Source organism: Micromonospora echinaurantiaca (assembly GCF_900090235.1).
GTDB classification, from domain to species: Bacteria; Actinomycetota; Actinomycetes; order Mycobacteriales; family Micromonosporaceae; genus Micromonospora; species Micromonospora echinaurantiaca.
The window spans coordinates 2,445,508-2,470,090 of record NZ_LT607750.1; the positions used below are offsets into that span (position 1 = coordinate 2,445,508).

Genomic DNA, 24,583 nt, shown 5'->3' on the forward strand with positions numbered 1-24,583 from the left:
AGGAGAACCGCCGCCGTGGCCATGCAGTTCTACGCCTCGCCCGAGCAGATCATGCGCGACCGCTCCGAGCTGGCCCGCAAGGGCATCGCCCGGGGACGCAGCGCGGTGGTCCTGAGTTACCAGGGCGGGGTGCTCTTCGTCGCGGAGAACCTCTCCAGCGCCCTGCACAAGGTCAGTGAGATCTACGACCGGATCGGCTTCGCCGCCGTCGGCCGGTACAACGAGTTCGAGAACCTGCGCCGCGCGGGCGTGCGGATGGCCGACCTGAACGGCCTGAGCTACGACCGGCGCGACGTCACCGGCCGGGCCCTGGCCAACGCCTTCGCGCAGACCCTCGGCGCGATCTTCACCGAGCAGTCCAAGCCGTTCGAGGTGGAGATCTGCGTGGCGCAGGTCGGCGCCACCGCCGCGGACGACGAGATCTACCGGCTCACCTACGACGGCTCGGTCAACGACGAGCCGGGCCGGATGGCGATGGGCGGCCAGGCGGAGGCGATCACCAACGTGCTCAAGGCCGACCACTCGGCGGAGATGTCGTTGAGCGACGCGGTGAAGCTGTCGGTGCGGGCGCTGAGCAGCGTCGGCGGCGAGGGCGGCGCGGCCCGGACCATCGCGGCCGACCAGTTGGAGGTGGCGGTGCTGGACCGCCGCCGGGTCGGCCGGACGTTCCGGCGGATCACCGGGGCGGCGCTGACCGCGCTGCTGGACGGCGGCGCGGCCAAGGCCGAGGAGCCGGCCGCCGCGGGTGGGCCGACGACGCCGACCACGCCGACCGAGGAGGCGCACAAGCCGACCAGCTCCGCCGGGTCCGCGGACCTGGAGGACAAGCCGGGCCAGCCGGCCGACGAGTAGTCCCGTCGCGGTGCGCCGGGGTCCGGGCTTTCCGGGCCCCGGCGTACCCGTTCGCGCGGGTTGCCGCGTCGCGTGGCGGCCGGCTCAGCGGCCGGCCGGATGGGACCCGGGCCGGCCCGGCGGCAGCGCGGTGGGCTGGTCAGGCCCGGCGCAGCAGCGGCCGGACCAGCGCCCAGTAGCCAGCGGCGATGACGTTGAAGATGCCCATCCCGGGCGGCGCCTCGACGTTGGACGGGTCGACCTTCGCGGTCATCATGGCCGCGATGACGCCGTCGGGCACGGTCCGCTCCGCTTGCAGACGGCGGCGGCGGGCGCCTACCCAGGCCCGGTTGGTCCACAGCCAGCGCCAGCCGCGGACCTTCTCCTTCGACCAGCCGCCGAGCAGCGCGGCGGCGAGCATGGCGGCCTCGGAGAGCAGCAGCATCGGTGCTAGCAGCGCCAGCGTCCGCCCCTCGTACGCGGTGAGCAGCGAGAGCAGCCGGTTCCGCTCGACCAGGTAGACCTTGAGCGAGTTGCGGGAGAACTCGTAGTGGTGAACGACCACGGCGTCCGGCACGTACTGCGGGCGCAGTCCGCGCTGCCAGAGGCGGAGGCTGAGTTCGGTGTCCTCGTGGTAGGCGAAGTACTCGGCGGGGAAGCCGTCCAGCTCCTGCCAGAGCTGGCGGGCGATGACGAAGCAGCAGCCGCTCAGCGAGGGCACGGTCGTGCGTACGGCGTGGGCGCTGGCCGGCTCGCCGTTGCCGCCGGCCCAGGAGAGCCCGATGAAGTGCAGCGGGTTGCCGGAGGTGTTGATCAGCTCCGGGTTCTCGGCGAGCCGGATGGAGGCCATGGCGGCGCCGACGCCGGGCTCCCCGGCGACCGCGACGACCTTGGCCAGCGCGTCCGGGGCGACGATCGCGTCGGAGTTGACGAAGGCGAGCCACTCGCTGGTGGCCTCGGCCGCGCCGACCCGGCAGCCGCCGGCGTACCCGGTGTTGGTCTCGGGGCGGACCACCCGGACGCCGGGGAAGCCCTTGACCACGTCGATGCCGTCGCCGGTGCAGCCGTTGTCGACCACGATCAGCTCGATCTCGACGTCAGTGCTGGCCAGCACGGCCCGGGCGGCGTCGACCAGGTACGGCTCGGCGCCGTAGGCCAGCATCACCGCGGAGACCTGGGGGCGGGTCATCGGATGCCTCCGGATACGCCAGTCGCCACGGCGTCGTCGATCGGCCGGGCCGGGGTGGGGACGGGACGGGCGCCGCCGCGCAGCAGCAGCGCCATGGTGCCGGCGACCACGACGGAGCCGACGGCGTAGGCGAGCTCGACACGGAGCGCGACCGGTGCGGGGGCCAGGGTCACCGCGAGCAGGGCGACCACGCCGAGCGTCCACGCGGTGGCCTGGGCCCGGTGCCGGTTCAGGGCGAGCAGGGCCTGGCCGAGCACCATCGCCCAGAGGTAGGCGAGGGTGCCCGCGGCGAGCCAGCCGAAGTCCACCTGGTCGAGCACGTCGGGGGCGTCGAAGAGGGCGCCGACCAGCCACGGGCCGAGCAGCACCGCGCCGACCGCGCCGATCAGCCCGAGCGCGGTGACCACGCCCAGCGACCGGCGGAGCAGGCCGTGGAAGGCGGCCTGGTCGCCGGTGGTGGCGGTGGCGGCGAGGCCGGGCAGCAGCGACGCCTGCATGGAGCCGAACACGAAGAGCGGGATCCGCACCAGCACCAGCGCGGACAGCAGCGCGCCGGCGGTGGCCACGTCGTCCGGGGCGAGCAGCCGGACGTTGATCACGCCGACGTTCACCACGACCTGGGAGAGCAGGCTGGAAACGGTGAGCAGCCCGAGGCCGCGCAGCAGCGCGCCCCACGGCACCGGCGCGCCGCCGCCCACGGCGCGCAGCACCGGGGGCAGGGTGAACAGCACGCTGGCCAGCGGGGCGATCACCAGCACCACCCCGTACCACAGCGGGGAGCTGACGCCGGCGAGCCCGAGCAGCGCGACCATGACGATGCGCAGCCCGCCGTCGACGCCGAGTTGGCCGCCGTACCAGGGGAACAGCGACAGGCCGGAGAGGACGCCGCGGGTGGTGTAGGCGATCGCCATGGCGACCAGCGACCCGATCAGCACCAGCACCATGTCGCCGTCGCCGGCGAAGAGCCGGTCGGCGAGCACGCGGTAGCCGGCGACGGTGGCGAGCACCATCACGGCGAGCACCGCGGCGGCGAGGGCGGCGCCCCGGGCCAGCACCGGGCCGGGCGGCAGCCCTTGGGTGCGGCGGGCGGCGACGACCCGGGCGACCTCCTGCTCGACCGGGATGAACACGCCGATGCCGACGGTGAACACGATCGACCAGAGCACCGACAGCGAGCTGTAGTCGGCCTCGGTGAGGCTGTGGCCGGCGACCGCGAGGTGGACGTAGGAGGCCAGCCCGAGCAGCGCCAGCCCGGCACCGACGGCCACGGTGCCGGGCGGGACGAGGGCGAGCAGGCGCCGCATCACTGGCGGATGAGCGCCAGCGTGAGCACCACGAACGCCCGGCCCAGGTAGACCATCGCCTTGGCGGGGGAGTGGCTGGGTGTGCCGGCCATCCGCTTGCGCATGGCCACCGGCACCTGCCGGATCTTGTAGCCGCGGCGCGCGGTGTGCACCAGCGTCTCGACGGTGTCGCCGAGGTACTCGGCCGGGTACCAGCGGGCGAACATCTCGATCACCCGTCGGTTGGCGGCGCGGAAGCCGGAGGTGGTGTCGGTGAGCTTGGTGCGGGCCACCCGGGACAGCACCACGGAGAGCATGACCATCGCCCAGCGGCGCGGGCCGCGGACGGAGTAGTCGCCCTCGCCGGCGAACCGGGCGCCGATCACCAGGTCGTTGTCGTCGAGCAGGTCGACCAGCTTCGGCACGTAGCGGGGGTCGTGCTGGCCGTCGGCGTCGATCTGGATGGCGACGTCGTAGCCGTGGTCGCGGGCGTACCGGTAGCCGAGCCGCATGGCCCCGCCGACACCGAGGTTGTACGGCAGCTGGGCGACCCGGGCGCCGGCGGCGGCGGCGACGGCGGCGGTGCGGTCGGTGGAGCCGTCGTCGACCACCAGCACGTCGACGCCGGGCAGTTCGCCGCGCACCTCGCCGACGACGTCGGCGATCGAACCGGACTCGTTGAGCGCCGGGATGATGATCAGGACGCGCTTGCCGTTAACCATCGTTGGACACCAGTTCGTCTCGGGCGGCCCGCTCGGCGGCGATCTCGGCGCGCAGCAGGGCGAAGTCTTCGGCCAGGGTGCGGGTCTCCTCCTCCAGGGCGCTGACCTCCCAGCTCAGGTGCACACAGACCAGGAGCAGGAAGACGATGCCGAGGAAGAGCACGAGGCTGACGCCGGAGGCGACGCCGAGCATCCCGGCGACGCTGTCCAGCAGTCGGGGGAAGAGCGACAGCGGGATGACGACCAGCAGCACGCCGAGCCACAGCATGCCGTACTTCTCCCGGAGCTGACGGCGGCGTAGCAGCTCGACGATGGTGCCGAGCAGCAGCAGTCCGGTCAGACCGGTGACGAGGGTGAGCTTCATGCGACCTTCCACGGGGCGGGTGGAGCGGCGGAGGCGAACGCGTCGGCCAGGGTGGTGTGCCAGTCCGGAAGCGGTGGCAGACCCGCGGCGGCCCAACGGCCGTGCCCTAGCACACTGTACGCCGGTCTGGGGGCGGGACGACGAAACCGATCGCTGGTGGTGGGTCGGATCCGGTCCGGGTCGAGCCCGCGCAGCGCGAACACCGCGCGGGCCAGCCCGTACCAGGTGGTCTGGCCGGAGCAGGTGCCGTGGTAGACCCCGGCGGGGGCCCGGGCGGCCAGCGCCGCGTCGCCGAGCGCCACCAGCTGCGCGGCGAGGGCGTACGACCAGGTGGGCTGGCCGTGCTGGTCGTCGACCACGTCGAGGTGCTCGCGCTGCTCGGCCAGCCGGAGCATGGTGGCGACGAAGTTGGGCCCGTGCGCGCCGTAGAGCCAGGCGGTGCGCACCACGTAGCCGGTTTCGGGGAGAAATCGGGCGACGGCCCGCTCCCCGGCCAGCTTCGAGCGGCCGTACGCGTTGACCGGCGCGGTGGGCGCGTCCTCGGCGTACGGGGTGGTGCCGTCGCCGGGGAAGACGTAGTCGGTGGAGACGTGCACCAGCCGGGCGCCGGTGGCCGCGCAGGCCGCGGCGAGGTGTCCGACGGCGTCGCCGTTGACCGCGGTGGCGGCCGCCTCCTGCTCCTCGGCCCCGTCCACGTCGGTCCACGCCGCGGTGTTGACCACCAGGTCGTGCCCGGCGACGGCGGCCCGGACGGCGGCGGCGTCGGTGATGTCGACCTCGGCCCGGGTGGCGGCGGTCACCTTCAGGTCGGGCCGGCTGCCGAGCACCGCGAGCAGGTCCCGGCCGAGCATCCCGCCCGCCCCGGTGACGAGCACCCGGCTCATGTCGGCACTCCGCTGCGCCGAACGTTCCGAGCCCCGGACGCGTCGGTGGATGTCGCAGCATCGACACGGCCTCGGCCGGGGGTCGGAGTGTGAGCAGTGCCGCCATGAGGCACCGTGGCGCTGCGTTGACGATTCGCTCGCTGACGCTCGCTCATGCGGCGGGTGCGGACTTCAGGGGCTCCCACCAGGCGCGGTTCTCGCGGTACCAGCGCACGGTGTCGGCGAGCCCGCGGTCCAGGTCGATGCTCGGGGCGTACCCCAGCTCCTCGCTGATCTTGGTGATGTCCAGCGAGTAGCGGCGGTCGTGGCCCTTGCGGTCGGCGACCGGGACGACCCGGTCCCAGCCGGCGCCGCAGGCCTCCAGCAGCCGCCCGGTGAGCTCCTTGTTGGTCAGCTCGGTGCCGCCGCCGATGTTGTAGACCTCACCGGCGCGGCCCTTCTGCTGCACCAGCGCGATGCCCCGGCAGTGGTCGTGCACGTGCAGCCAGTCCCGCACGTTGCCGCCGTCGCCGTAGAGCGGCACCGTCCCGCCGTCGAGCAGGTTGGTGACGAACAGCGGGATGACCTTCTCCGGGAACTGGTACGGCCCGTAGTTGTTGGAGCAGCGGGTGACCACCACGTCCATGCCGTGGGTGCGGTGGTAGGCCAGGGCGAGCAGGTCGGAGCCGGCCTTGGAGGCCGAGTACGGCGAGTTCGGCGCCAGCGGCCAGGTCTCGGTCCAGGACCCCTCGTCGATCGAGCCGTACACCTCGTCGGTGGAGACGTGCACGAACCGGCCGGTGCCGTGGCGCAGCGCGGCGTCGAGCAGGGTCTGGGTGCCCAGCACGTTGGTGGTGACGAACGGCGCGGCGCCGGCGATCGACCGGTCGACGTGCGATTCGGCGGCGAAGTGCACGATCACGTCGTGACCGGGCACCACCTCGTCGACCAGGGCCGGGTCGCAGATGTCGCCCTGCACGAAGCGGAACCGGGGGTCGTCGCGCACCGGCGCGAGGTTGGCCAGGTTGCCGGAGTAGGTCAGCTTGTCCAGCACGGTCACCGCGGCGGGCTCGACCGCGGGCACACCCGTGGCGCTGCCGAGGGGCACGCCCAGCAGCATGCGGACGTACTCCGACCCGATGAATCCGGCTCCGCCGGTGACGAGGATCCTCACGGGTCCGGAAGTGTACGCGACGTGCCGGCGGGGCCGGGGGACGCGGACCCGGCTGTCCGGTTCGGCCCGGTCCCGGTAGGCTCCCCCGGTGCGCGGAATCCTACTCGCCGGTGGCACCGGATCCCGGCTCTGGCCGATCACCCGGGCAGTGTCCAAGCAGCTGATGCCGGTCTTCGACAAGCCGATGATCTACTACCCGCTCTCCACGCTGGTGATGTCCGGCGTGCGGGAGATCCTGGTGATCACCACGCCGGAGGACCAGAGCCAGTTCCAGCGGTTGCTGGGTGACGGCAGCCAGTGGGGGCTGCGGCTGGAGTACGTCGTCCAGGCCCGCCCGGAGGGCATCGCCCAGGCGTTCGTGCTCGGCGCGGACTTCATCGGCGACGAGGCGGTGGCGCTGATCCTGGGCGACAACATCTTCCACGGCGTGGGCCTGGGCCGGCAGCTCGCCGCGCACGGCGACCTGGTCGGCGGCCGGGTGTTCGCCTACCCGGTGGCCAACCCGGAGGCGTACGGGGTGGTCGAGTTCGACGCCGACGGCAAGGTGCTCTCGATCGAGGAGAAGCCGGCCCGGCCCAAGTCCCGGTACGCGGTGCCGGGGCTGTACTTCTACGACAACCGGGTGGTCGACATCTCCCGCAAGCTCACCCCGAGCGCCCGTGGCGAGCTGGAGATCACCGCCGTCAACGAGGCGTACCGGGAGACCGGCGAGCTGTCGGTGACCGTGCTCGACCGGGGCACCGCGTGGCTGGACACCGGCACGTTCACCTCGATGATGCAGGCCGCCGAGTTCGTCCGGGTGATCGAGGAGCGGCAGGGTATGAAGATCGGCTGTGTCGAGGAGGTGGCCTGGCGGGCCGGCCTGATCGACGACGCGCAGCTGCGCGCGCTGGCCGAGCCGCTGACCAAGAGCGGCTACGGCGACTACCTGCTCGGGCTGCTCGCCGAGCGGGACGGCCAGGCGGTGCCGCGGTGAACGCGGGGAGCGCGAAGCAGCGGCGGGCGGGGGTGGCCCGGTGAAGATCCGGCCGTTGGGCATCGAGGGTGCCTGGGAGATCACCCCGCAGCAGCACGGCGACCCGCGCGGGCTGTTCATGGAGTGGTACCGGTTCGATCGGCTCGCCGAGGCGGTGGGGCACCCGCTGCGGCTGGCCCAGGGCAACCTGTCGGTCTCGGCCCGCGGGGTGGTGCGCGGCATCCACTTCGCCGACGTGCCGCCCGGCCAGGCCAAGTACGTCACCTGCGTCCGCGGCGCGGTGCTCGACGTGGTGGTCGACCTGCGGGTCGGCTCGCCCACGTTCGGGCGCTGGGAGGGCGTCCGGCTGGACGACGTGGACCGTCGCGCGGTGTACCTCAGCGAAGGGCTGGGGCACGGGTTCTGCGCGCTGACCGACGACGCGACGCTGAGCTACCTCTGCTCCACCACTTACAACCCGACCGGCGAGCACGCGGTGCACCCGCTGGATCCGGACCTGGGCATCGAGTGGCCGGTCGACGAGCCGCAGCTGTCCGCCCGCGACGCCGCCGCGCCGAGCCTGGCGCGGGCGCGGGAGAGCGGCCTGCTGCCCGATCACGCGACCTGCCGGTCGTACGTGGCGAGGCTGGGGCCGGACGGTATGCCGCAATCGGCCGGGAATTGACGGTCCCGCGGACCACGACCTGTGGTGTGACAGTGACGAACGGGCCCTCCGGGCGGCTAATGTCTCATCATGGAGCGGCGAATCTTCGGCCTCGAGACCGAGTACGGCGTCACCTGCACCTATCGGGGGCAGCGGCGGCTCTCCCCTGACGAGGTCGCCCGGTACCTCTTCCGCCGGGTGGTGTCCTGGGGCCGGTCGAGCAACGTGTTCCTGCGCAACGGCGCCCGGCTCTACCTCGACGTCGGCTCGCACCCGGAGTACGCCACCCCGGAGTGCGACTCGGTGGTCGACCTGGTCGCCCACGACCGGGCCGGCGAGCGGATCCTGGAGGGGCTGCTCGTCGACGCGGAGAAGCGGCTGCACGACGAGGGCATCGCGGGTGAGATCTACCTGTTCAAGAACAACACCGACTCGGCCGGCAACTCGTACGGCTGCCACGAGAACTACCTGGTCTCCCGGCACGGCGAGTTCGGCCGGCTGGCCGACGTGCTGATCCCGTTCCTGGTCACCCGGCAGCTGATCTGCGGCGCCGGCAAGGTGTTGCAGACCCCGCGCGGCGCGGTCTACTGCCTGTCCCAGCGCGCCGAGCACATCTGGGAGGGCGTCTCCTCGGCGACCACCCGCAGCCGGCCGATCATCAACACCCGGGACGAGCCGCACGCCGACGCCGAGCGCTACCGCCGGCTGCACGTCATCGTCGGCGACTCCAACATGAACGAGGTCACCACGCTGCTGAAGGTCGGCACCGCCGACATCGTGCTGCGGATGATCGAGGCCGGGGTGGTGATGCGCGACCTCACCCTGGAGAACCCGATCCGGGCGATCCGCGAGGTGTCGCACGACATCACCGGCCGGCGCAAGGTGCGGCTCGCCTCCGGCAAGGAGGTCAGCGCGCTGGAGATCCAGCAGGAATACCTGGCCAAGGCGACCGAGTTCGTCGAGCGGCGCGGCGGCGACCAGACCGCCAAGCGGGTGGTGGAGCTGTGGGGCCGGGTGCTGCGCGCGGTGGAGACCGGCGACCTGGAGCCGGTGGCCCGGGAGATCGACTGGGTGACCAAGCTGCGGCTGATCGAGCGCTACCAGCGCAAGCACGACCTGCCGCTGTCGCACCCCCGGGTCGCGCAGATGGACCTCGCCTACCACGACCTGCGCCGCGGCCGGGGCCTCTACGGGCTGCTGGAGCGGCGCGGCGAGGTGGACCGGGTGGCCACCGACCCGGAGATCTTCGAGGCCAAGGAGACCCCGCCGCAGACCACCCGGGCCCGGCTGCGCGGCGAGTTCATCCGGCACGCCCAGGAGAAGCGGCGCGACTTCACCGTCGACTGGGTGCACCTGAAGCTCAACGACCAGGCGCAGCGCACCGTGCTCTGCAAGGACCCGTTCCGGGCGTACGACGAGCGGGTCGAGCGGCTGATCGCCAGCATGTGACGGCGCGCCCGAGCCCCGGTGGCGGTCACCGCCGCCGGGGCGGGGCGGCCGGGTAGGCTGACCGCGCCATGACGACTTCCGAACCTGACGAGAGCGGCCGGCAGCGGCAGAACTTCATCGAGCGCCGCCGCGAGAAGATCCGCGAGGAGATCGCGCGCAACCGGCGCGGCGAGTACACCGTGCCGACCTGGGTGCTCGCGGTAGCGCTGGTGGTGATCGTCGGCGCCTGGCTGGGCCTGATCTTCCTCGCCTGAGCGCCGCCTCCGCCTCCCAGCGCCGCCTCCGCCTCCCACTGAGCCCGCTGGCTTCGCTGCCCGCTGGCGCCGCCGGCGGCTCCGCCAGCCACTGACCCTGCTGACCTGCCGCCGCTGGCCCACCGCCGGCGCCGCCAACCGGTGACCCCGTCGGGCCAGCGGTTGGCCCGACCGGGTCGGGCCGACGGGTACCCGCCGGCCGCCGACGTGGCCGGCCCGGTGCCGCGCCACGCGGCCCGCGACGCCCGCCGGGCGCGGCGCGGACCGGCCGACCGGGAGAGGCGAGGCATGGGCGAGGAACGGCTGCCACGACCGCAGCGGGGCGTACGGGGCGGCGACGACCCCGGACCGCGGGACGTCGTGCGGGACCGGGAGAACCCGGACCTGCTGACCCCGCCGCCCACGGACGCGGGGACCGTGCCGAACCTGCGGTTCTCGTTCTCTGACGCGCACAACCGGATCGAGCGGGGTGGCTGGACCCGCGAGGTCACCCAGCGGGAGCTGCCGATCGCCACCGAACTCAGCGGTGTGGACATGCGCCTGGAGCCGGGCGCCTACCGGGAACTGCACTGGCACAAGCAGTCCGAGTGGGCGTACGTGCTGCGGGGCAGTTGCCGGATCAGCGCCGTCGACCAGGAGGGGCGCACCTTCCTCGACGACGTCCGCTCCGGCGACCTGTGGTTCTTCCCGCGCGGGGTGCCGCACCACATCCAGGCCCTCGACGAGGGGGTGGAATTCCTGCTGGTCTTCGACGACGGCGCGTTCTCCGAGGGTGACGTGGGCTACGTGCCGTTCGCGTACGGGCACTACATCGAGAACCTGGGCAGCGAGCCGCTGGTCTTCCTGGAGATGTTCCGCAGGCCGCGGTTCGCCGACATCTCACTGGCCCAGTGGATGGCGAACACCCCGCACCAGGTGGTCGCCGACACCTTGAACCTGCCCCGCGAGCTGATCGAGGCGCTGCCCCGCGACAAGCGGCCGGTCGTCCGCTGAGCGCGGCCGTGGCGGGGGCGTCCGGTGCACCCGGACGCGGCGGCCTGGGTCCAATGAGCGCGGCCGCGGCCTGGGTCCGGTGAGCGCGGGGGCGGCGGCCGTCCGGTCCGGGGGTCGGGTCAGGCCGCCAGGCGGGCGGCGTGCCGGCCGGCCGCGGCGGCGGCCAGGAAGTACGCGTGGTCGGCGTCCAGGCCACGGCCCATCGTGGACAGCCGGACCGGGGTGGCGCGCAGCGCGGCGTCCAGCCCGTCGGTGGGCACCCGGACGATCCGGTGCCGCGCCGCCAGCGGGGCGAGGGCCGCGTCGACCTCGGCGGCCAGCGCCGGGTCGAGGCCGTCGGGCACCACCAGCTCGGCGGCGGCGAGCGCGACCCGGCCGTACGCGGTGAGGCTGTGGTGTGACACCCCACGGTGCCGGGGACGCGGGTCGGCGGCGGAGATGCGCAGCGACCCGACGGCCCGCCCGCCCAGCGCGGCGACCGCGTTGACCGCCTCGCCGACGGCCACCCCGGAAAAGCCCCAGCGGGTGCCGGTGCCCAGGTTGCCCGGCCCCTGGGCGACGATCGCCAGGTCGGCGCCGAGCACGTGCCGGGCGGCGAGCAGCCCGCTGTGCAGGGTGGCGGCCTCCAGGTCGCCGCCGAACGCCTGCCCGACGCTGATCGTGCCGACCAGGTCGTCCCGCAGCCCGGCGAGGGTGCGGGAGAACCACGCGGGCAGCGCCCCACCATCGGTGAGCAGGTACGCCACCCGCGCGTCGGGGGCGTCGGCGTGGATCCCGGCCAGGATCGCCGGCAGCGCCGAGTGCAGGTCGGCGGTGACCACGGGCAGGCCGGCGACGTCCTCGGCGGCCGCGAGCACCGCCCGGTGCGGCGAGGCCTCCTCGTCCACGCCGAGCAGGATCGGCTGCAACGGGGTGTAGCGGGCCTTGACCAGGTGACCGGCGTCGCGGTTGTCCAGCGCCTGCGGCGGGTCCGGCGGCAGCCGGTCGGGCAGCGCCACCACCAGTGCGTACCCGCCGGTGCCGAGCCCCATCAGCAGCGCGCCGGCGTTGAGCAGCACCCGGTCGCCGGGCTCCGGCCGGCCGACCAGGTCGGGGTAGGCCAGCGCCCGCATGGTGGTGCCGTCCGGCAGGTCGACGTCGAGCTCGACCGCCCCGGCCCACTGCCGCCGCAGCGCGCTCACCGTTCCCGACCGCCATCGCACCATGCCCGGCACGGTATCGGGCCGGGCATCCGGCACCGGGGCGGGGACCCGCCCGGCGTGACGCCCGGCGGCCGGCACGGGGCTTGGCCCGCCGTGCCGCGCCCGGCCGGCCAGCGCGAAGCCGCACGTGGTGTCCGTCCGGCCATACCGGGTGGGCATCACGCCGGCGGCCGGATCGGTTCCGGATCGAGCCGCCGGCCGTCGGACCGGCCCGGCGCCGCCCGGTGCTCCGCCGGCCTCGGCCGGGCCGGACGGACGCCCGCGCCGTCAGTCCGGATCGGTGCCGCCCGGTGCTCCGCCGGCCTCGGCCGGGCCGGACGGGTCGGGGGGAGCGTCGCGGGCGGTGGCCCGGGTCGGGTCGAGGAAGACGTAGCGGATCTCCGGGTAGCGGGCGGTCAGCCGCCGCTCGGCGGCGTCGGCGGCGGCCTCGATCTGCGCGCCGGTGGCCGTGTCGTCGAAGTCGACCTTGGCGGCGACCAGGATGTCGGCCGGGCCGAGCTGCATGGTCAGCAGCGTGTCGACCCGCCGCACGGCGGGCAGGTCGGTCAGCTCGCGGTCGATCTCCCGGCGCAGCCGGGCCGGCACCGACCGCCCCACCAGCAGCGACAGGTTGCGCAGCGCCAGCGTCACGGCGACCACCAGGAGCAGCACGCCGATCAGGATCGAGGCGATCCCGTCGTACAGCTCGTCGCCGGTCAGCTCGGACAGCGCGACCCCGGCGGCGGCCAGCACCAGCCCGACGAGGGCCGCGCTGTCCTCCAGGAAGACCGCCTTCACGGTGGTGTCCGCGGTCAGCCGCAGGTAGCGGCGCGGGGTGGTGCGCCAGCGCCGGGACTGGGCGCGGACCTGGCGCGCGGCCCGGGCCAGGGAGACCGACTCGATCACGAACGAGACCGCCAGCACGACGTACGAGACCAGGTAGTCGCCGCTGTGCTCGTGCACGAGGATCGTGGTGACGCCGTGGGTGACGGCGAAGCCGGCCCCGGCGACGAAGGTGAACACGGCGGCCAGGAACGCCCAGACGTAGCTCTCCTTGCCGTAGCCGAACGGGCGGCGGGCGTCCGCCGGCCGGGCCCCACGGCGCAGCGCCAGGTAGAGCAGCGCCTCGGTGGTGGTGTCGGCGACCGAGTGGACCGCCTCGGAGAGCATCGCCGCCGAACCGGAGATCAGCCCGGCGACCAGCTTCGCCGCCGCGATGGCGAGGTTGGCGGCGCCGGCGACGACGACCGTGCCGACGCTCTCGGTCCGGACGGTCGGCGCGGTCACCAGGTCACCCTATGGGCGTCGACGACCTCCCGCCGGGCGATGCGGCGGTGGCCGGCGGAGCTCCCCGGCGCGTGGGTGCGCGTCGCGGACGCGCGGGCTGCTAGCGTTACCGCGTGTCGCGGACCCGCACCGAGCGCCTGGTCAACCTGGTGATCTGCCTGCTGTCCACGCGACGGTTCCTGACCGCCGCGCAGATCGCCGCGACCGTGCCCGGGTACGAGCACGACCCGGACGACGCCCGCGACCACGAGGCGTTCCAGCGCAAGTTCGAGCGGGACAAGGCCGAGCTGCGCGAGCTGGGCGTGCCGCTGGAGACCGGGACGGCGAGCGTCTTCGACGCCGAGCCCGGCTACCGGATCGCCCGCCGGGAGTACGCCCTGCCCGACATCCCCCTCGAACCGGACGAGGCCGCCGCGGTGGGCATCGCCGCCCGGCTGTGGCAGCACGCCGGCCTGGCCGCCGCCGCCTCCTCCGGGCTGGCCAAGCTGCGCGCCGCCGGTGTCGACGTGGACCCGCAGGCCACCCTCGGCCTGGAGCCGATGGTCACGGTCGACCCGGCGTTCGCGCCGCTCACCGCCGCCGCGCGGGACCGCCGCGAGGTCAGCTTCGACTACCGGGTGCCCGACCGGGACGCGCCGAGCCGGCGCCGGCTCCAGCCGTGGGGCGTGGTCTGCTGGCGCGGCCGGTGGTACGTGGTCGGGCACGACCTGGACCGGGCGGCCACACGCTGCTTCCGGCTCTCCCGGGTGGTCGGCGCGGTCCGGGTGACCGGCGAGCCGGGCGGCTACCAGCCGCCGGCCGGGGTCGACCTGATCAGCCACGTGGCCCGCTGGTCGGGTCCGGTGGAGCGGGCCGGCCGGGCCACCGTGCTGGTCACTCCCGGGCGCGCCGCGGGGCTGCGCCGCTGGGCGGTGAGCGTCACCGCCACCGGCGGCGACGCCGACCGGCTGGTGCTGCCGTACGCCGACCCGGACTCGCTCGCCGGCCAGCTGGTCGGCTACGGCCCGGACGTGCGGGTGCTCGACCCGCCGGAGGTGCGCGAGGCGGTCATCCAGCGGCTCAAGGAGATCGCCACCCGGCACGACGAGCTGGCCGGCGCCGGAGGTGCCCGATGACCCGCCCCGCCGCCAGGGGCGGCTCCCGGGCCTCGGCCGACCGGCTCGCCCGGCTGCTCAACCTGGTGCCCTACCTGCTGGCCCGCCCCGGCATCGAGATCGCCGAGGCGGCCGGTGACCTGGGCGTCACCGAGCGGCAGCTGCGCGAGGACCTGGAACTGCTCTGGGTCTGCGGGCTGCCCGGCTACGGGCCCGGCGACCTGATCGACATGGCCTTCGACGGCGACCGGGTCACCATCACCTACGACGCCGGCATCGACCGGCCGCTGCGGCTCACCCCGGACGAGGCGCTGGCCCTGGTGGTGGCGCTGCGGATGCTCGCCGAGACGCCCGGGGTGGCCAACCGGGAGGCGGTGGAGCGGGCGCTCGCCAAGATCGAGAACGCGGCGGGTGACCTGGTGGCCGCGCCGGTCGAGGTCCGGCTGCCCGCCGACACCCGCCAGGTGCAGGAGCTGCGGACCGCGGTGGAGAGCGGCCGGGCGCTGCGGATCACCTACTACACGGCCGCCCGGGACGAGACCACCGAACGGGTGGTCGACCCGCTGCGGATGCTGATGGTCGGCGGGCGCGCGTACGTGGAGGCGTGGTGCCGCCGGGCGGAGGCGGTGCGGCTGTTCCGCTCCGACCGCATCGACGCGGTCACCGAGCTGGACGAGCCGGCCGTGGTGCCGCCGCAGGCCCGCCCGCACGACCTCACCGACGGGGTGTTCCGCCCCTCGCCGGACCTGCCGCTGATCACCCTGCGGGTGGGCCGCAGCGAGCGGTGGATCACCGAGTACTACCCGTGCGAGTCGGTGGCGGCCGGCGACGGCGACCAGTGGCTGGTCTCGCTGCGGGTCACCGACCTCGGCTGGGCCCGCCGGTTCGTGCTCGGGCTCGGTCCGGAGGTCACCGTGGTCGCCCCGGTCGAGCTCGCCGAACAGGTACGCGCGGCGGCCGCCGCCGCGCTCGACGCGTACGCCGCACCGGCGCCGAGCCCCGCGCCCGCGCAGCCGGCGGGCGGACCCGACACGCCCCCGGCGCCGTCCGCCGGTCCGGCGGTGACGGCGGGCGCCCAGTAGGCTGACCGCCGTGGTGACGTGGATCGTGCTCGCGCTGGTGCTGGTCGCGCTCGTCGGGTTCGCCCTGGCCGTCCGGACGGTGCTGGCCCGGCTGCCCCGGCTGCGCCGCGCGGCGCTGGCCCTGCAACGGCGGGCGACCGAGGCGGAGGCGCTGCGGGAGAGCGCGGAGAGCCTCCAGCAGCGCGCCGAGACGCTGCAGGAGCAGCTCGACACCGCCCAGCGGCGGTTGGAACTGATCAAGGCGAAGCGCGGCGACTGATCGACCATCGTTGTCGTCCCTGCGCGATCCGGCCGGGTTGCGCGCAGGAACGATCGGGCGGGGGCGGTTGACGGGACACTCGGGGTTGGTCAACACTTCACCGGCCGGGACGAACCACCACCGCCCGGCGGGTGGCAACGGCCTTCGGCGCACGTACGATGGGCTGCGACACACCCCTTGCCAGACACACAGAGCGACTGGAGCTTCCCATGGGTGCCCTCAAGCCGTGGCACATCGCCGTACTCGTGGTCGTGCTGATCCTGCTCTTCGGCGCGAAGCGGCTCCCCGACGCGGCCCGTTCGCTGGGCCGTTCGCTGCGGATCATCAAGGCCGAGACCAAGAGCCTGCACGACGACGACCGCGACCTGGCCGAGAAGGCCGACGCGCAGGCCGGCTACCAGCCGCTGCCGCCGCACGCCGGGCAGCAGGCCCCGCAGCAGGCGCCCTACCAGGCCCCGCCGCAGCAGCAGCCGGGCGTTGACCCGGTGCACCGCGTCCGCGACAACTGACCGAAGGGCCCGCAACCGTGGCCTTCGGTCTCCGTAAGCGCGGTCCGAGCAGCTTCCAGCGGGCCGCCGACGGCTCGATGACCCTGATCGAGCACGTCCGCGAGCTGCGCAACCGCCTGTTCAAGGCGTCGCTGGCGATCGTGGTCGGCTTCGGCTTCGGCATCTGGCTCGCCGGCCCGGTGCTGAACGTGCTGAAGCGGCCGTACTGCGACCTGCCGCAGGCGCAGACGACCAACGGCGCCTGCGACTTCGTCCAGCTCGGGCCGGCCGACCTGTTCCTGCTCAACCTCAAGATCGGGCTCTGGGTCGGGCTGATCCTCGCCGCGCCGGTCTGGCTCTACCAGCTCTGGGCGTTCATCGCGCCGGGCCTGCACCGGCACGAGCGGCGCTACGCGTACGTCTTCACCGGGCTGGCGGCGCCGCTGTTCGCCGCCGGCGCGGTGCTGGCCTACTTCGTCACCGCGAAGGGCCTGGAGTTCCTGCTGGACATTTCCGGCAGCGAGATCAACACCACCCTGGACATCACCCGGTACGTCTCGTTCGTCACCAACCTCATCCTGCTCTTCGGGGTGGCGTTCGAGTTCCCGCTGCTGGTGCTGATGCTCAATTTCGTCGGCATCGCCAGTGCCAGGCGGTTGCTGGGCTGGTGGCGGGTGGCGGTCTTCGTCTTCTTCGCCTTCTCCGCGGTGGTCACCCCCACCCCGGACCCGTTCGGGATGACGGCGCTGGCCATCTGCCTCTGCGCGCTCTACTTCGCCGCCGTCGGTGTCGCGTTCCTCAACGACAAGCGCCGGGGACGCGGCAAGGAGGTCTACGCCGGCCTCGCCGACGACGAGGTGTCGCCGCTGGAGTTCGACCGGGAGCCGGTGGAGGCGGGGGAGCGGGTGGACGGCACCGCGCCGATCACCGCCCCGGAGCCGATCGCCGCGCCGGCGCCGATCGACCGCCGCTACGACGACATGACCTGACCCGGGTCGCAGCCACGACGGAAGCCGCCCCCGGTGGGCGGCTTCCGTCGTCTCGTACCGGGGTCAGCGTTGGCGGGCCCGTTCCCGCGCCAACCGGTGCGCCACCCGGGGCATCCGCAGGAACGCGACCAGACCCACCCCGCCCACGATGTTGCCGAACACCGACCAGGCGAGCGCGCCGAGCCAGTCCAGGTAGCCGAAGGGCGCCCGGCCGGCGGTGAGCGCGGCGAACATGAAGATCGAGTCGAGCACGCTGTGGAAGAGTTGCCCCGCGGCGAGCAGGGCGCCGAACAGCAGCGCCGCGACCAGCCGGACGCCGAGGCTCTCGGTGGCGTACTGCATCCGGGTCATCAGGGTGATCACCATGCCGGCGAGCACCGCCAGGGCGAACGAGCGCAGGTTGACGCCGAGCCGCGCGTAGTGGGTGGCGGTGCTGATCGCGGTGTCCCGCAGCTCCGGGTAGCCGCGGGTGATCAGCCAGGCGACCAGCCAACCGCCGGCCAGGTTGCCGGCGAGCGCGACGGACCAGAGCCGGAGCAGGGCGCGCGGGCGGCCGTGCCGGGCGGCCACCGCGGTCACCGGCACCAGGAAGTTCTCGGTGAACAGTTCGCTGCGGGCCAGCAGCAGCGCGGCGAAGCCGATGCTGAACGCGGCGCCGGCCAGCAGCGGCTCCCCGGTGACCCGCGCGACGAGCAGGTACGCCAGCACGCCGGTGCCGACGTCCACGCCGCCGAGCAGGCCCGTGACGGCCAGGGACGGCCAGGGCCGGGCCAGCCGTACCGCGCCCTCCGCGACGAGCCGGCCGAAGGCCTCCTCGACCTCCGGCTCCGGCCGGGCGGGCTCCGGGAACCGGTTGGGGCGCTCGTCGGGCATGCCGGCGTGTCCCCGGTGGCCTGACCGTTAAGCGTGGCGTCGGTGACACCGTCCGGACAGCCGGTGACGACCTGCCGGCCGAGGCCGGCGGGGTTGCCGGTGGCGGTACGGTGCTCGCCGTGACCGCTGACGATCACCCCTCCGTGGCCCCCGACGGTCCCGTCGCCGTGCTGGCCAACCCGACCGCCGGCCGGGGCCGGCACCGCGGGCTGCTGCCCGGGCTGCTGGACCGGCTCGCCGCCACCGGCCGGCCGGTGCGGCTGCTCGAGGCGCACAGCGCCGACCAGGCCGAGGCGGCCTGCCACGCGGCCGTCGCCGACGGGGTGGCCGCGCTGGTCGCGGTGGGCGGCGACGGCACCGTGCACCGGGCGTTGCAGGCGGTCGCCGGGACGCCGGTCCCGTTCGGTCCGGTGCCGGCCGGCACCGGCAACGACTTCGCGGTGGACACCGGGTTCCCGGCCGACCCGCTGGCCGCCGTCGAGGTGATCGCCGACGCGCTGCGCGCCGGCCGCACCCGTCCGGTCGACCTGGCCCGGCTGACCGGCGCCGACGGCACCCGGCGTTGGTACGGGGCGGTGCTGGCAGCCGGCTTCGACGCGATCGTCAACGAGCGGGCCAACCGGATGCGCTGGCCGCGCGGCCCCCGCCGGTACGACCTGGCGATCCTGGTGGAGCTGGCCCGGCTGCGGCCACGCCGGTACAAGCTGCGCCTCGACGGCGAACCGCAGGAGGTGGACGCGGTGCTGGTGGCGGTGGGCAACGCGCCCAGCTACGGCGGCGGCATGCGGATCTGCCCGGACGCGGACCTCACCGACGGGTTGCTCGACGTGGTGGTCGGCGGGCGGTTCGACCGGCTCACCCTGATGCGCGTCAAGCCGAGCATCTACCAGGGCACCCACGTGCGGCACCCGCTGGTGCGCAGCTACCGGGTGCGCGAGGTGGAGCTGGCCGCCGAGGGCATCACCACGTACGCCGACGGGGAGCGGGTGCTGGACCTGCCGGTCACCGTCACGGCTGTGCCGGCGGCGCTGCGGCTGCTGCGCTGACCCGCACCGCGCCGACGCTGGCCGCGATCACCAGCCCGATCGCCAGCACCTCCGGCACCGTGAGCGCCTGATCCAGCACCAGCCAGCCGGCCAGCGCGGCGATGGCCGGGCCGAGGCTCATCAGCACGGCGAAGGTGTGCGTGGGCAGCCGGCGCAGGGCGAGCAGTTCGAGGGTGTACGGCAGCACCGAGGAGAGCACGGCGACGGTGGCGCCCAGCGCCAGCACCGTCGGGTCCAGCAGCGCCGTCCCCGAGCCGAGCAGCCCGGCCGGCAGGGTGAGCAGCGCGGCGACGGCCAGCGCCAGGGCCAGCCCGTCGGCGCCCGGGAAGCGCTGCCCGACCCGGGCGCTGAGGACGATGTACGCCGCCCACATCGCGCCGGCGGCCAGTGCCAGCCCGGCGCCGACCGGGTTGAGCCGGTCGAAGCCGCCCTGCCCGAGCAGGGCCACCCCGGCGGCGGCGAGCCCCGCCCAGCACCAGCTGGCCAGCCGGCGGGCGGCCAGCACCGACAAGGTCAGCGGACCGAGCACCTCCAGGGTCACCGCCGGGCCCAGCGGGATGCGCTCGATGGCCTGGTAGAACAGCGAGTTCATGCCGGCCAGGGCGACCCCGAACGCGGCGGCGGCCGCCCAGTCCCCGGGGCGGTGGCCGCGCAGCCGAGGCCGACACACCGCCAGCAGCAGTACGGCGCCGATGGTCAGCCGCAGCGTGACCGCCCCGGCCACCCCGGAGCGCGGGAAGAGCAGGGCGGCCACGGCCGAGCCGAACTGCACCGACAGCGCCCCGCCGAGCACCAGGCCCACCGCCCGCAGGCCGCCGCGCGGGCGCGGCGCCGCGGCGGCGGGAGCGGGCGGCCCGGAGCGCAGGGTGTCGGTCACGTTCCCCAACGCTAGGAGGTCGCCGCGCGGCGCGGAAATGCCGGTTCGCCCGCGCTTATGCTTGGCGGTCATGACCGTGGAGCTGCGCCACCTGCGGGCCTTCCTGGCCATCGCCGAGGAGGGCAGCATCACCCGGGCCGCGGCCCGGCTGCGGCTCACCCAGCCCGCCCTCTCCCGCACGCTGCGCCAGCTGGAGAACCACCTCGGGGTACGCCTCGCCGACCGCTCCACGCACCACCTGGCGCTCACCCCCGCCGGTCGGGCGCTGCGCGACCGCGCCGCCGCGGCGGTGGCCGCGGTCGACGACGTGCTCGACCCGGCCCACCTGGGCGGCCGGGCGATCCGGCTGGGGCACGCCTGGTCGGCGCTGGGCGGGCACACCGTGACCCTGTTGCGTCGCTGGCGGCAGCAGCACCCGCACACCCCGCTGGAACTGCTGCGCATCGACGAACGCACCGCCGGGCTGGCCCGGGGCCGGGTCGACGTGGCGGTGCTGCGTCAGCCGGTCGACCTGCCCGGGATCCGCACCCAGCGGCTGCTCGACGAGCCGCGGCTGGCTACCGTGCCCGCCGACAGCCCGCTCGCCGGCCGGGCCGCGCTCACCCTGGCCGACCTGGTCGACCAGCCGATCGCGGTGAACGCCGCGACCGGCACCACCACCCTGGAGTTGTGGCCCGCCGGTCGGGCGCCGGCCACGGTGGTGCCGGTGGCCAATACCGACGACTGGCTGGCGGCGATCAGCGCCGGCCGGGCGGTCGGGGTCACCACCGCGGCGACCGCGGCGATGTATCCCAACCCGGCGGTGGCGTACCTGCCGCTGACCGACGCGCCGCCGGTCACCGTGCTGCTGGCCTGGCGCGAGCCGCCCGGCCACCCGGCCGTCGCCGACCTTGTCGCGCTGGCCCGGGACACCGTCCGCGGCTGAGCCGGCGTGCGGGCCGTTGGCGGGGCTGAGCCGCCGCCCGGATCGCGCCGCCGGGGTCGAGCGGCGTGCGGGCGTTCGCGAGGGCCTGAGGCGGCCAGTGGGGTGGGTCAGGCCGGCAGGGCCAGGTCGAGCACGGCGCCCAGGCCGTTCTCCCGACCGGCCTCGGCCGCCGGGAGCACCAGCACGGCGCAGCCGGCCGCCACCGCACCCGCGTCGGCCGGGGTGTCGCCGACCATCAGCGCCTGCTCCGGGTCGACGCCGAGCATCCCGCAGGCGCGCCAGAAGATCGCCGGGTCCGGCTTGCAGCGCCCCACCTCGTACGACAGCACGAACGCGTCGACCAGGTCGGCCAGGCCCCAGGCGGCGAAGTGCGGCCGGATGTCGAAGCCGATGTTGCTGACCACGGCCACCCGTACCCCGGCCTCGCGCAGCGCGCCCAGGGTGGGTCGGGCGTCCGGGTAGGGCACCCAGCCGTCGGGCACCAGCAGCCGCTCGTAGAGTGCCTCGGCGAAGCCGTCGATGCCGGCGTCCACCGTCTCGGCGAGCCCCGTGTACGCGCCGCGGTGGGCGTGCGGGTAGAGGTCGCGGTCGGCCCACAGCTCGGCCAGCCGGGGCGGCACCCGGGCCGGCAGCGGGCCACCCGCCCGACCGGCGGTGAGCAGCCGGTCGGCCAGCGCGGTGGCCCGGGCCCGCTCCAGGGCGACCCCGCAGGTCGCGGCGGCGGCCAGCACCCACTCGCGGGCCTCCTCGACCTGGGCCAGGGTGCCGTGGAAGTCGAACAGGACCGCCTTCACGGGCCGGCGGGACGCCCTCGGACCGGCGGCGGCGCTGCCCGGGGCGGGGGTCTGGGGCGGTTCGGCATGCTCCGGCACGTGCTGCACCCTACCGACCGGCTCCGACGGCCCCGATCGGGCGGCCTTGTCCGGTGTCGGCCGCCGGCACGCATTAATCTTGGTGCCATGTCGAGCCCCGCCGAGCGGTACGCCGCGGCGCGCCGCCGGGCCGCGCAGGCCTCCCAGTTCCCGGCGCTGGACGAGTTCGCCCTTGACCTGGGGTTCGATCTCGACGACTTCCAGCGCGAGGCGTGTCAGGCGTTGGAGCGGGGCAGCGGCGTGCTGGTCTGCGCCCCCACCGGCGCGGGCAAGACAGTGGTGGGGGAGTTCGCCGTGCACCTGGCGCTGCGCGGCACGCCCGGGCAGCCGGCCGAGGGAACCCGGCGCAAGTGCTTCTACACCACGCCGATCAAGGCGCTGTCCAACCAGAAGTACCACGACCTGGTGGACCGCTACGGCGCCGAGCAGGTCGGCCTGCTCACCGGCGACAACGCGATCAACGGCGACGCGCCGGTGGTGGTGATGACCACCGAGGTGCTGCGGAACATGCTCTACGCCGGCTCGGCCACCCTGGAGGGCCTGGCGTACGTGGTGATGGACGAGGTGCACTACCTCGCCGACCGGTTCCGTGGCGGCGTCTGGGAAGAGGTGATCATCCACCTGCCCGCCTCGGTGACGCTGGTCTCCCTGTCGGCCACCGTCTCCAACGCCGAGGAGTTCGCCGACTGGCTGGTCACCGTCCGCGGCGAGACGGCGGTGGTGGTCAGCGAGCACCGGCCGGTGCCGCTGTGGCAGCACATGCTGGTCGGCAAGCGGATGTTCGACCTGTTCCACGACGCCGACGCGGCCCGCAAGCACGACGTGCACCCGGAACTGCTGCGCTACACCCGGGACACCATGCGCCGGCTGGAGCTGGGCGAGGGGCGCAGCGCCGGCCCGGGCGGCGGGCGGCGCGGGCCCCGCTGGCGCGGCCCGATGCGCCCGGACATCGTCGACCGGCTGGACCGGGAGGGGCTGCTGCCGGCGATCCTGTTCATCTTCAGCCGGGCCGGCTGTGACGCCGCTGTGCAGCAGTGCCTGGCCGCCGGGCTGCGGCTCACCTCGCCGGAGGAGCGGGCGGAGATCCGCCGGGTGGTCGAGTCGCGGGTGACCGCGATCCCCGGCGAGGACCTGTCGGTGCTGGGCTACTGGGAGTGGCTCGACGGCTTGGAGCGCGGGCTGGCCGCCCACCACGCGGGCATGCTGCCGGCGTTCAAGGAAGTCGTCGAGGAGCTGTTCGTCCGCGGCCTGGTCAAGGCGGTCTTCGCCACCGAGACGCTCGCGCTGGGCATCAACATGCCGGCCCGCTGCGTGGTGCTGGAGCGGCTGGTCAAGTACAACGGCGAGGCGCACGTCGACCTGACCCCGGGGGAGTACACCCAGCTCACTGGCCGGGCCGGCCGGCGCGGCATCGACGTCGAGGGGCACGCCGTGGTGGTGTGGTCCCCGGAGACCGACCCGCGGCACGTGGCCGGCCTCGCCTCGACCCGCACGTACCCGCTGCGGTCCAGCTTCCGGCCCTCGTACAACATGGCGGTCAACCTGGTCGGCACGGTCGGCGCGGAGCCGGCCCGGGCGCTGCTGGAGTCGTCGTTCGCGCAGTTCCAGGCGGACCGGTCGGTGGTCGGCCTGGCCCGGCAGGTGCAGCGCAACACCGAGAGCATCGAGGCGTACGGCGCCGACGCCGCCTGCCACCACGGCGACTTCGACGAGTACTTCGGGCTGCGGGTGGCCATCGCCGACCGGGAACGCGCGCTCGCCCGGCAGGGGCAGAGCCAGCGCAAGGCCGCCGCGGTGGCGTCGCTGGAGCGGCTGCGGGTGGGTGACGTGATCCGGGTTCCGTCGGGCCGGCGGGCCGGGCTGGCGGTGGTGCTTGACCCGGCGACCGGTGGGTTCGGCGAGCCCCGCCCGCTGGTGCTCACCCAGGACCGCTGGGCCGGGCGGGTCAGCCCCGGCGACTTCACCACCCCGGCGGAGGTGCTCGCCCGGATCCGGGTGCCCAAGCACTTCAACCACCGCTCGCCGGCCGCACGGCGGGATCTCGCCGCCGAGGTCAGCGGCACCGGGCTGGACCGGCACGGCGGGCGCCGCGGCCGGTCCCGGCAGGCGGTCGGCGAGGACCACCGGCTCAGCCAGCTCCGTGCCGAGCTGCGCCGGCACCCCTGCCACGCCTGCCCGGACCGGGAGGAGCACGCCCGCTGGGCGGAGCGGCGGCGCCGGCTGGAGCGCGACACCGAGGAGCTGCGGCAGCGGGTGGCCGGCCGGACCGGCTCGCTGGCGCGTACCTTCGACCGGATCGTCGCGCTGCTCACCGCGCGCGGCTACCTCGCGCCGGACGGCGCGGTGACCGACGCCGGACGGATGCTGGGCCGGATCTGGACCGAGGCCGACCTGCTGGTCGCGGAGTGCCTGCGGCGTGGGGTCTGGGACGGGCTCTCCCCGGCCGAGCTGGCCGCCGCGGTCTCCGTGGTGGTCTTCGAGGCGCGCCGCGACGTCGACGAGCGGGCCTCGCTGCCGCGCGGCGGGGTGTCCGAGGCGGTGGACGCCACGCTGAAGCTGTGGAGCGAGATCGAGGCCGACGAGGCGTCCCGGGGGCTGGCGGTGACCCGCGAGCCCGACCTGGGCTTCGCCTGGCCGATCTACCGTTGGGCCCGGGGTGAGGCGCTGGCCAAGGTGCTGGCCAGCGGCCACGAGATCGACGGGGAGATGCCGGCCGGCGACTTCGTCCGGTGGGCCCGGCAGGTGGTCGACCTGCTCGGCCAGCTCGCCGACTCCGGTGGCGCGTCGGCCGACCTGCGGTCCACCGCCCGGCAGGCGATCGGCGCGGTCAACCGGGGCGTGCTGGCGTACCACGCCGCCGCCTGACCGG

General features: G+C 74.7%; 25 protein-coding genes. 14 read left to right on the top strand and 11 right to left on the bottom strand.

The genetic code is table 11. The annotated features are described in order from the left end of the window. The first annotated feature begins 15 nt into the window (after window positions 1–15). Window positions 16–852, top strand: coding sequence for a proteasome subunit alpha (prcA, locus tag GA0070609_RS11195; protein WP_088993753.1), 837 nt, complete (start codon window positions 16–18; stop codon window positions 850–852). 139 nt (window positions 853–991) lie between these two features. Here prcA and GA0070609_RS11200 read toward each other — a convergent pair whose 3' ends face one another. The 6 genes from GA0070609_RS11200 to rfbB all read right to left on the bottom strand — a co-directional run bounded on the left by GA0070609_RS11200 (window position 992) and on the right by rfbB (window position 6,426). Next, window positions 992–2,020 carry a glycosyltransferase family 2 protein gene (locus tag GA0070609_RS11200; protein WP_088993754.1) on the bottom strand — a complete coding sequence of 343 codons (1,029 nt, stop codon included), beginning with the start codon at window positions 2,018–2,020 and terminating at the stop codon, window positions 992–994. Beyond that, window positions 2,017–3,324 (bottom strand): MATE family efflux transporter, encoded by a 1,308-nt coding sequence (locus tag GA0070609_RS11205; protein ID WP_231928621.1) that lies wholly within the window; start codon window positions 3,322–3,324, stop codon window positions 2,017–2,019. Before GA0070609_RS11205 ends, GA0070609_RS11200 begins: the two co-directional genes overlap by 4 nt. Then, window positions 3,324–4,025, bottom strand: coding sequence for a glycosyltransferase family 2 protein (locus GA0070609_RS11210; RefSeq protein ID WP_088993755.1), 702 nt, complete (start codon window positions 4,023–4,025; stop codon window positions 3,324–3,326). Before GA0070609_RS11210 ends, GA0070609_RS11205 begins: the two co-directional genes overlap by 1 nt. After that, a complete protein-coding gene (locus tag GA0070609_RS11215) occupies window positions 4,018–4,389 on the bottom strand; it encodes a DUF2304 domain-containing protein (protein WP_088993756.1) in 372 nt (123 codons plus the stop codon). Before GA0070609_RS11215 ends, GA0070609_RS11210 begins: the two co-directional genes overlap by 8 nt. After that, a complete protein-coding gene (gene rfbD / locus GA0070609_RS11220; protein WP_088993757.1) occupies window positions 4,386–5,273 on the bottom strand; it encodes a dTDP-4-dehydrorhamnose reductase in 888 nt (295 codons plus the stop codon). The genes GA0070609_RS11215 and rfbD overlap by 4 nt, the downstream gene beginning before the upstream one ends. Window positions 5,274–5,424: 151 nt before the next feature. Then, a complete protein-coding gene (rfbB, locus tag GA0070609_RS11225; RefSeq protein ID WP_088993758.1) occupies window positions 5,425–6,426 on the bottom strand; it encodes a dTDP-glucose 4,6-dehydratase in 1,002 nt (333 codons plus the stop codon). 88 nt (window positions 6,427–6,514) lie between these two features. Here rfbB and rfbA point away from each other — a divergent pair, with 88 nt between their 5' ends. The 5 genes from rfbA to GA0070609_RS11250 all read left to right on the top strand — a co-directional run bounded on the left by rfbA (window position 6,515) and on the right by GA0070609_RS11250 (window position 10,741). Further along, window positions 6,515–7,402, top strand: coding sequence for a glucose-1-phosphate thymidylyltransferase RfbA (gene rfbA / locus GA0070609_RS11230; RefSeq protein ID WP_088993759.1), 888 nt, complete (start codon window positions 6,515–6,517; stop codon window positions 7,400–7,402). Between the two features lie 40 nt (window positions 7,403–7,442). After that, window positions 7,443–8,066, top strand: coding sequence for a dTDP-4-dehydrorhamnose 3,5-epimerase family protein (locus GA0070609_RS11235; protein ID WP_088993760.1), 624 nt, complete (start codon window positions 7,443–7,445; stop codon window positions 8,064–8,066). A gap of 69 nt (window positions 8,067–8,135) precedes the next feature. Next, entirely contained in the window at window positions 8,136–9,494 is a 1,359-nt protein-coding gene (gene pafA, locus GA0070609_RS11240; protein WP_088993761.1) for a Pup--protein ligase, read from the top strand. Between the two features lie 68 nt (window positions 9,495–9,562). After that, complete coding sequence (locus GA0070609_RS11245) at window positions 9,563–9,748, top strand: hypothetical protein (RefSeq protein ID WP_088993762.1); 186 nt, start codon at window positions 9,563–9,565, stop codon at window positions 9,746–9,748. A gap of 288 nt (window positions 9,749–10,036) precedes the next feature. Further along, on the top strand, window positions 10,037–10,741 hold the full coding sequence (locus GA0070609_RS11250; protein ID WP_088997657.1) for a cupin domain-containing protein: 705 nt from the start codon (window positions 10,037–10,039) through the stop codon (window positions 10,739–10,741). Between the two features lie 119 nt (window positions 10,742–10,860). On the opposite strand, the gene GA0070609_RS11255 is transcribed toward GA0070609_RS11250, so the two are convergent. Then, entirely contained in the window at window positions 10,861–11,946 is a 1,086-nt protein-coding gene (locus GA0070609_RS11255; RefSeq protein WP_088997658.1) for a DUF3866 family protein, read from the bottom strand. A gap of 264 nt (window positions 11,947–12,210) precedes the next feature. Next, on the bottom strand, window positions 12,211–13,209 hold the full coding sequence (locus GA0070609_RS11260; RefSeq protein WP_088993763.1) for a cation diffusion facilitator family transporter: 999 nt from the start codon (window positions 13,207–13,209) through the stop codon (window positions 12,211–12,213). A gap of 113 nt (window positions 13,210–13,322) precedes the next feature. Between GA0070609_RS11260 and GA0070609_RS11265 the strand changes: the two genes are divergently transcribed. The 5 genes from GA0070609_RS11265 (at window position 13,323) to tatC (ending at window position 17,121) form a co-directional block, all read left to right on the top strand. After that, window positions 13,323–14,324 (top strand): helix-turn-helix transcriptional regulator, encoded by a 1,002-nt coding sequence (locus GA0070609_RS11265; protein ID WP_088993764.1) that lies wholly within the window; start codon window positions 13,323–13,325, stop codon window positions 14,322–14,324. Continuing rightward, window positions 14,321–15,385, top strand: a complete 1,065-nt coding sequence (locus tag GA0070609_RS11270; protein WP_231928622.1) for a helix-turn-helix transcriptional regulator — start codon at window positions 14,321–14,323, stop codon at window positions 15,383–15,385. Before GA0070609_RS11265 ends, GA0070609_RS11270 begins: the two co-directional genes overlap by 4 nt. A gap of 10 nt (window positions 15,386–15,395) precedes the next feature. Beyond that, window positions 15,396–15,644, top strand: coding sequence for a DUF5320 domain-containing protein (locus GA0070609_RS11275; protein WP_088993765.1), 249 nt, complete (start codon window positions 15,396–15,398; stop codon window positions 15,642–15,644). A gap of 209 nt (window positions 15,645–15,853) precedes the next feature. Continuing rightward, entirely contained in the window at window positions 15,854–16,153 is a 300-nt protein-coding gene (gene tatA, locus GA0070609_RS11280; RefSeq protein WP_088993766.1) for a Sec-independent protein translocase subunit TatA, read from the top strand. Window positions 16,154–16,170: 17 nt separating this feature from the next. Then, a complete protein-coding gene (gene tatC / locus GA0070609_RS11285) occupies window positions 16,171–17,121 on the top strand; it encodes a twin-arginine translocase subunit TatC (RefSeq protein WP_088993767.1) in 951 nt (316 codons plus the stop codon). Between the two features lie 63 nt (window positions 17,122–17,184). Here the strand turns inward: tatC and GA0070609_RS11290 are convergent, their stop codons facing one another. Beyond that, window positions 17,185–17,994 carry a formate/nitrite transporter family protein gene (locus GA0070609_RS11290; RefSeq protein WP_088993768.1) on the bottom strand — a complete coding sequence of 270 codons (810 nt, stop codon included), beginning with the start codon at window positions 17,992–17,994 and terminating at the stop codon, window positions 17,185–17,187. A gap of 110 nt (window positions 17,995–18,104) precedes the next feature. Between GA0070609_RS11290 and GA0070609_RS11295 the strand changes: the two genes are divergently transcribed. After that, entirely contained in the window at window positions 18,105–19,040 is a 936-nt protein-coding gene (locus GA0070609_RS11295) for a diacylglycerol kinase (RefSeq protein WP_088993769.1), read from the top strand. Here the strand turns inward: GA0070609_RS11295 and GA0070609_RS11300 are convergent. Next, window positions 19,003–19,917, bottom strand: coding sequence for an EamA family transporter (locus GA0070609_RS11300; protein ID WP_231928623.1), 915 nt, complete (start codon window positions 19,915–19,917; stop codon window positions 19,003–19,005). The two genes, GA0070609_RS11295 and GA0070609_RS11300, sit on opposite strands and share 38 nt — an antisense overlap. 70 nt (window positions 19,918–19,987) lie before the next feature. Here GA0070609_RS11300 and GA0070609_RS34845 point away from each other — a divergent pair, with 70 nt between their 5' ends. After that, the gene (locus GA0070609_RS34845; protein ID WP_088993771.1) at window positions 19,988–20,842 is read left to right on the top strand and encodes a LysR family transcriptional regulator; all 855 of its coding nucleotides are present in this window, start codon (window positions 19,988–19,990) and stop codon (window positions 20,840–20,842) included. Window positions 20,843–20,949: 107 nt separating this feature from the next. Here GA0070609_RS34845 and GA0070609_RS11310 read toward each other — a convergent pair whose 3' ends face one another. Beyond that, window positions 20,950–21,714, bottom strand: a complete 765-nt coding sequence (locus tag GA0070609_RS11310) for an HAD family hydrolase (RefSeq protein ID WP_088997659.1) — start codon at window positions 21,712–21,714, stop codon at window positions 20,950–20,952. 87 nt (window positions 21,715–21,801) lie between these two features. Between GA0070609_RS11310 and GA0070609_RS11315 the strand changes: the two genes are divergently transcribed. Next, window positions 21,802–24,579 carry a DEAD/DEAH box helicase gene (locus GA0070609_RS11315; RefSeq protein ID WP_088993772.1) on the top strand — a complete coding sequence of 926 codons (2,778 nt, stop codon included), beginning with the start codon at window positions 21,802–21,804 and terminating at the stop codon, window positions 24,577–24,579. Window positions 24,580–24,583 lie beyond the last annotated feature (4 nt).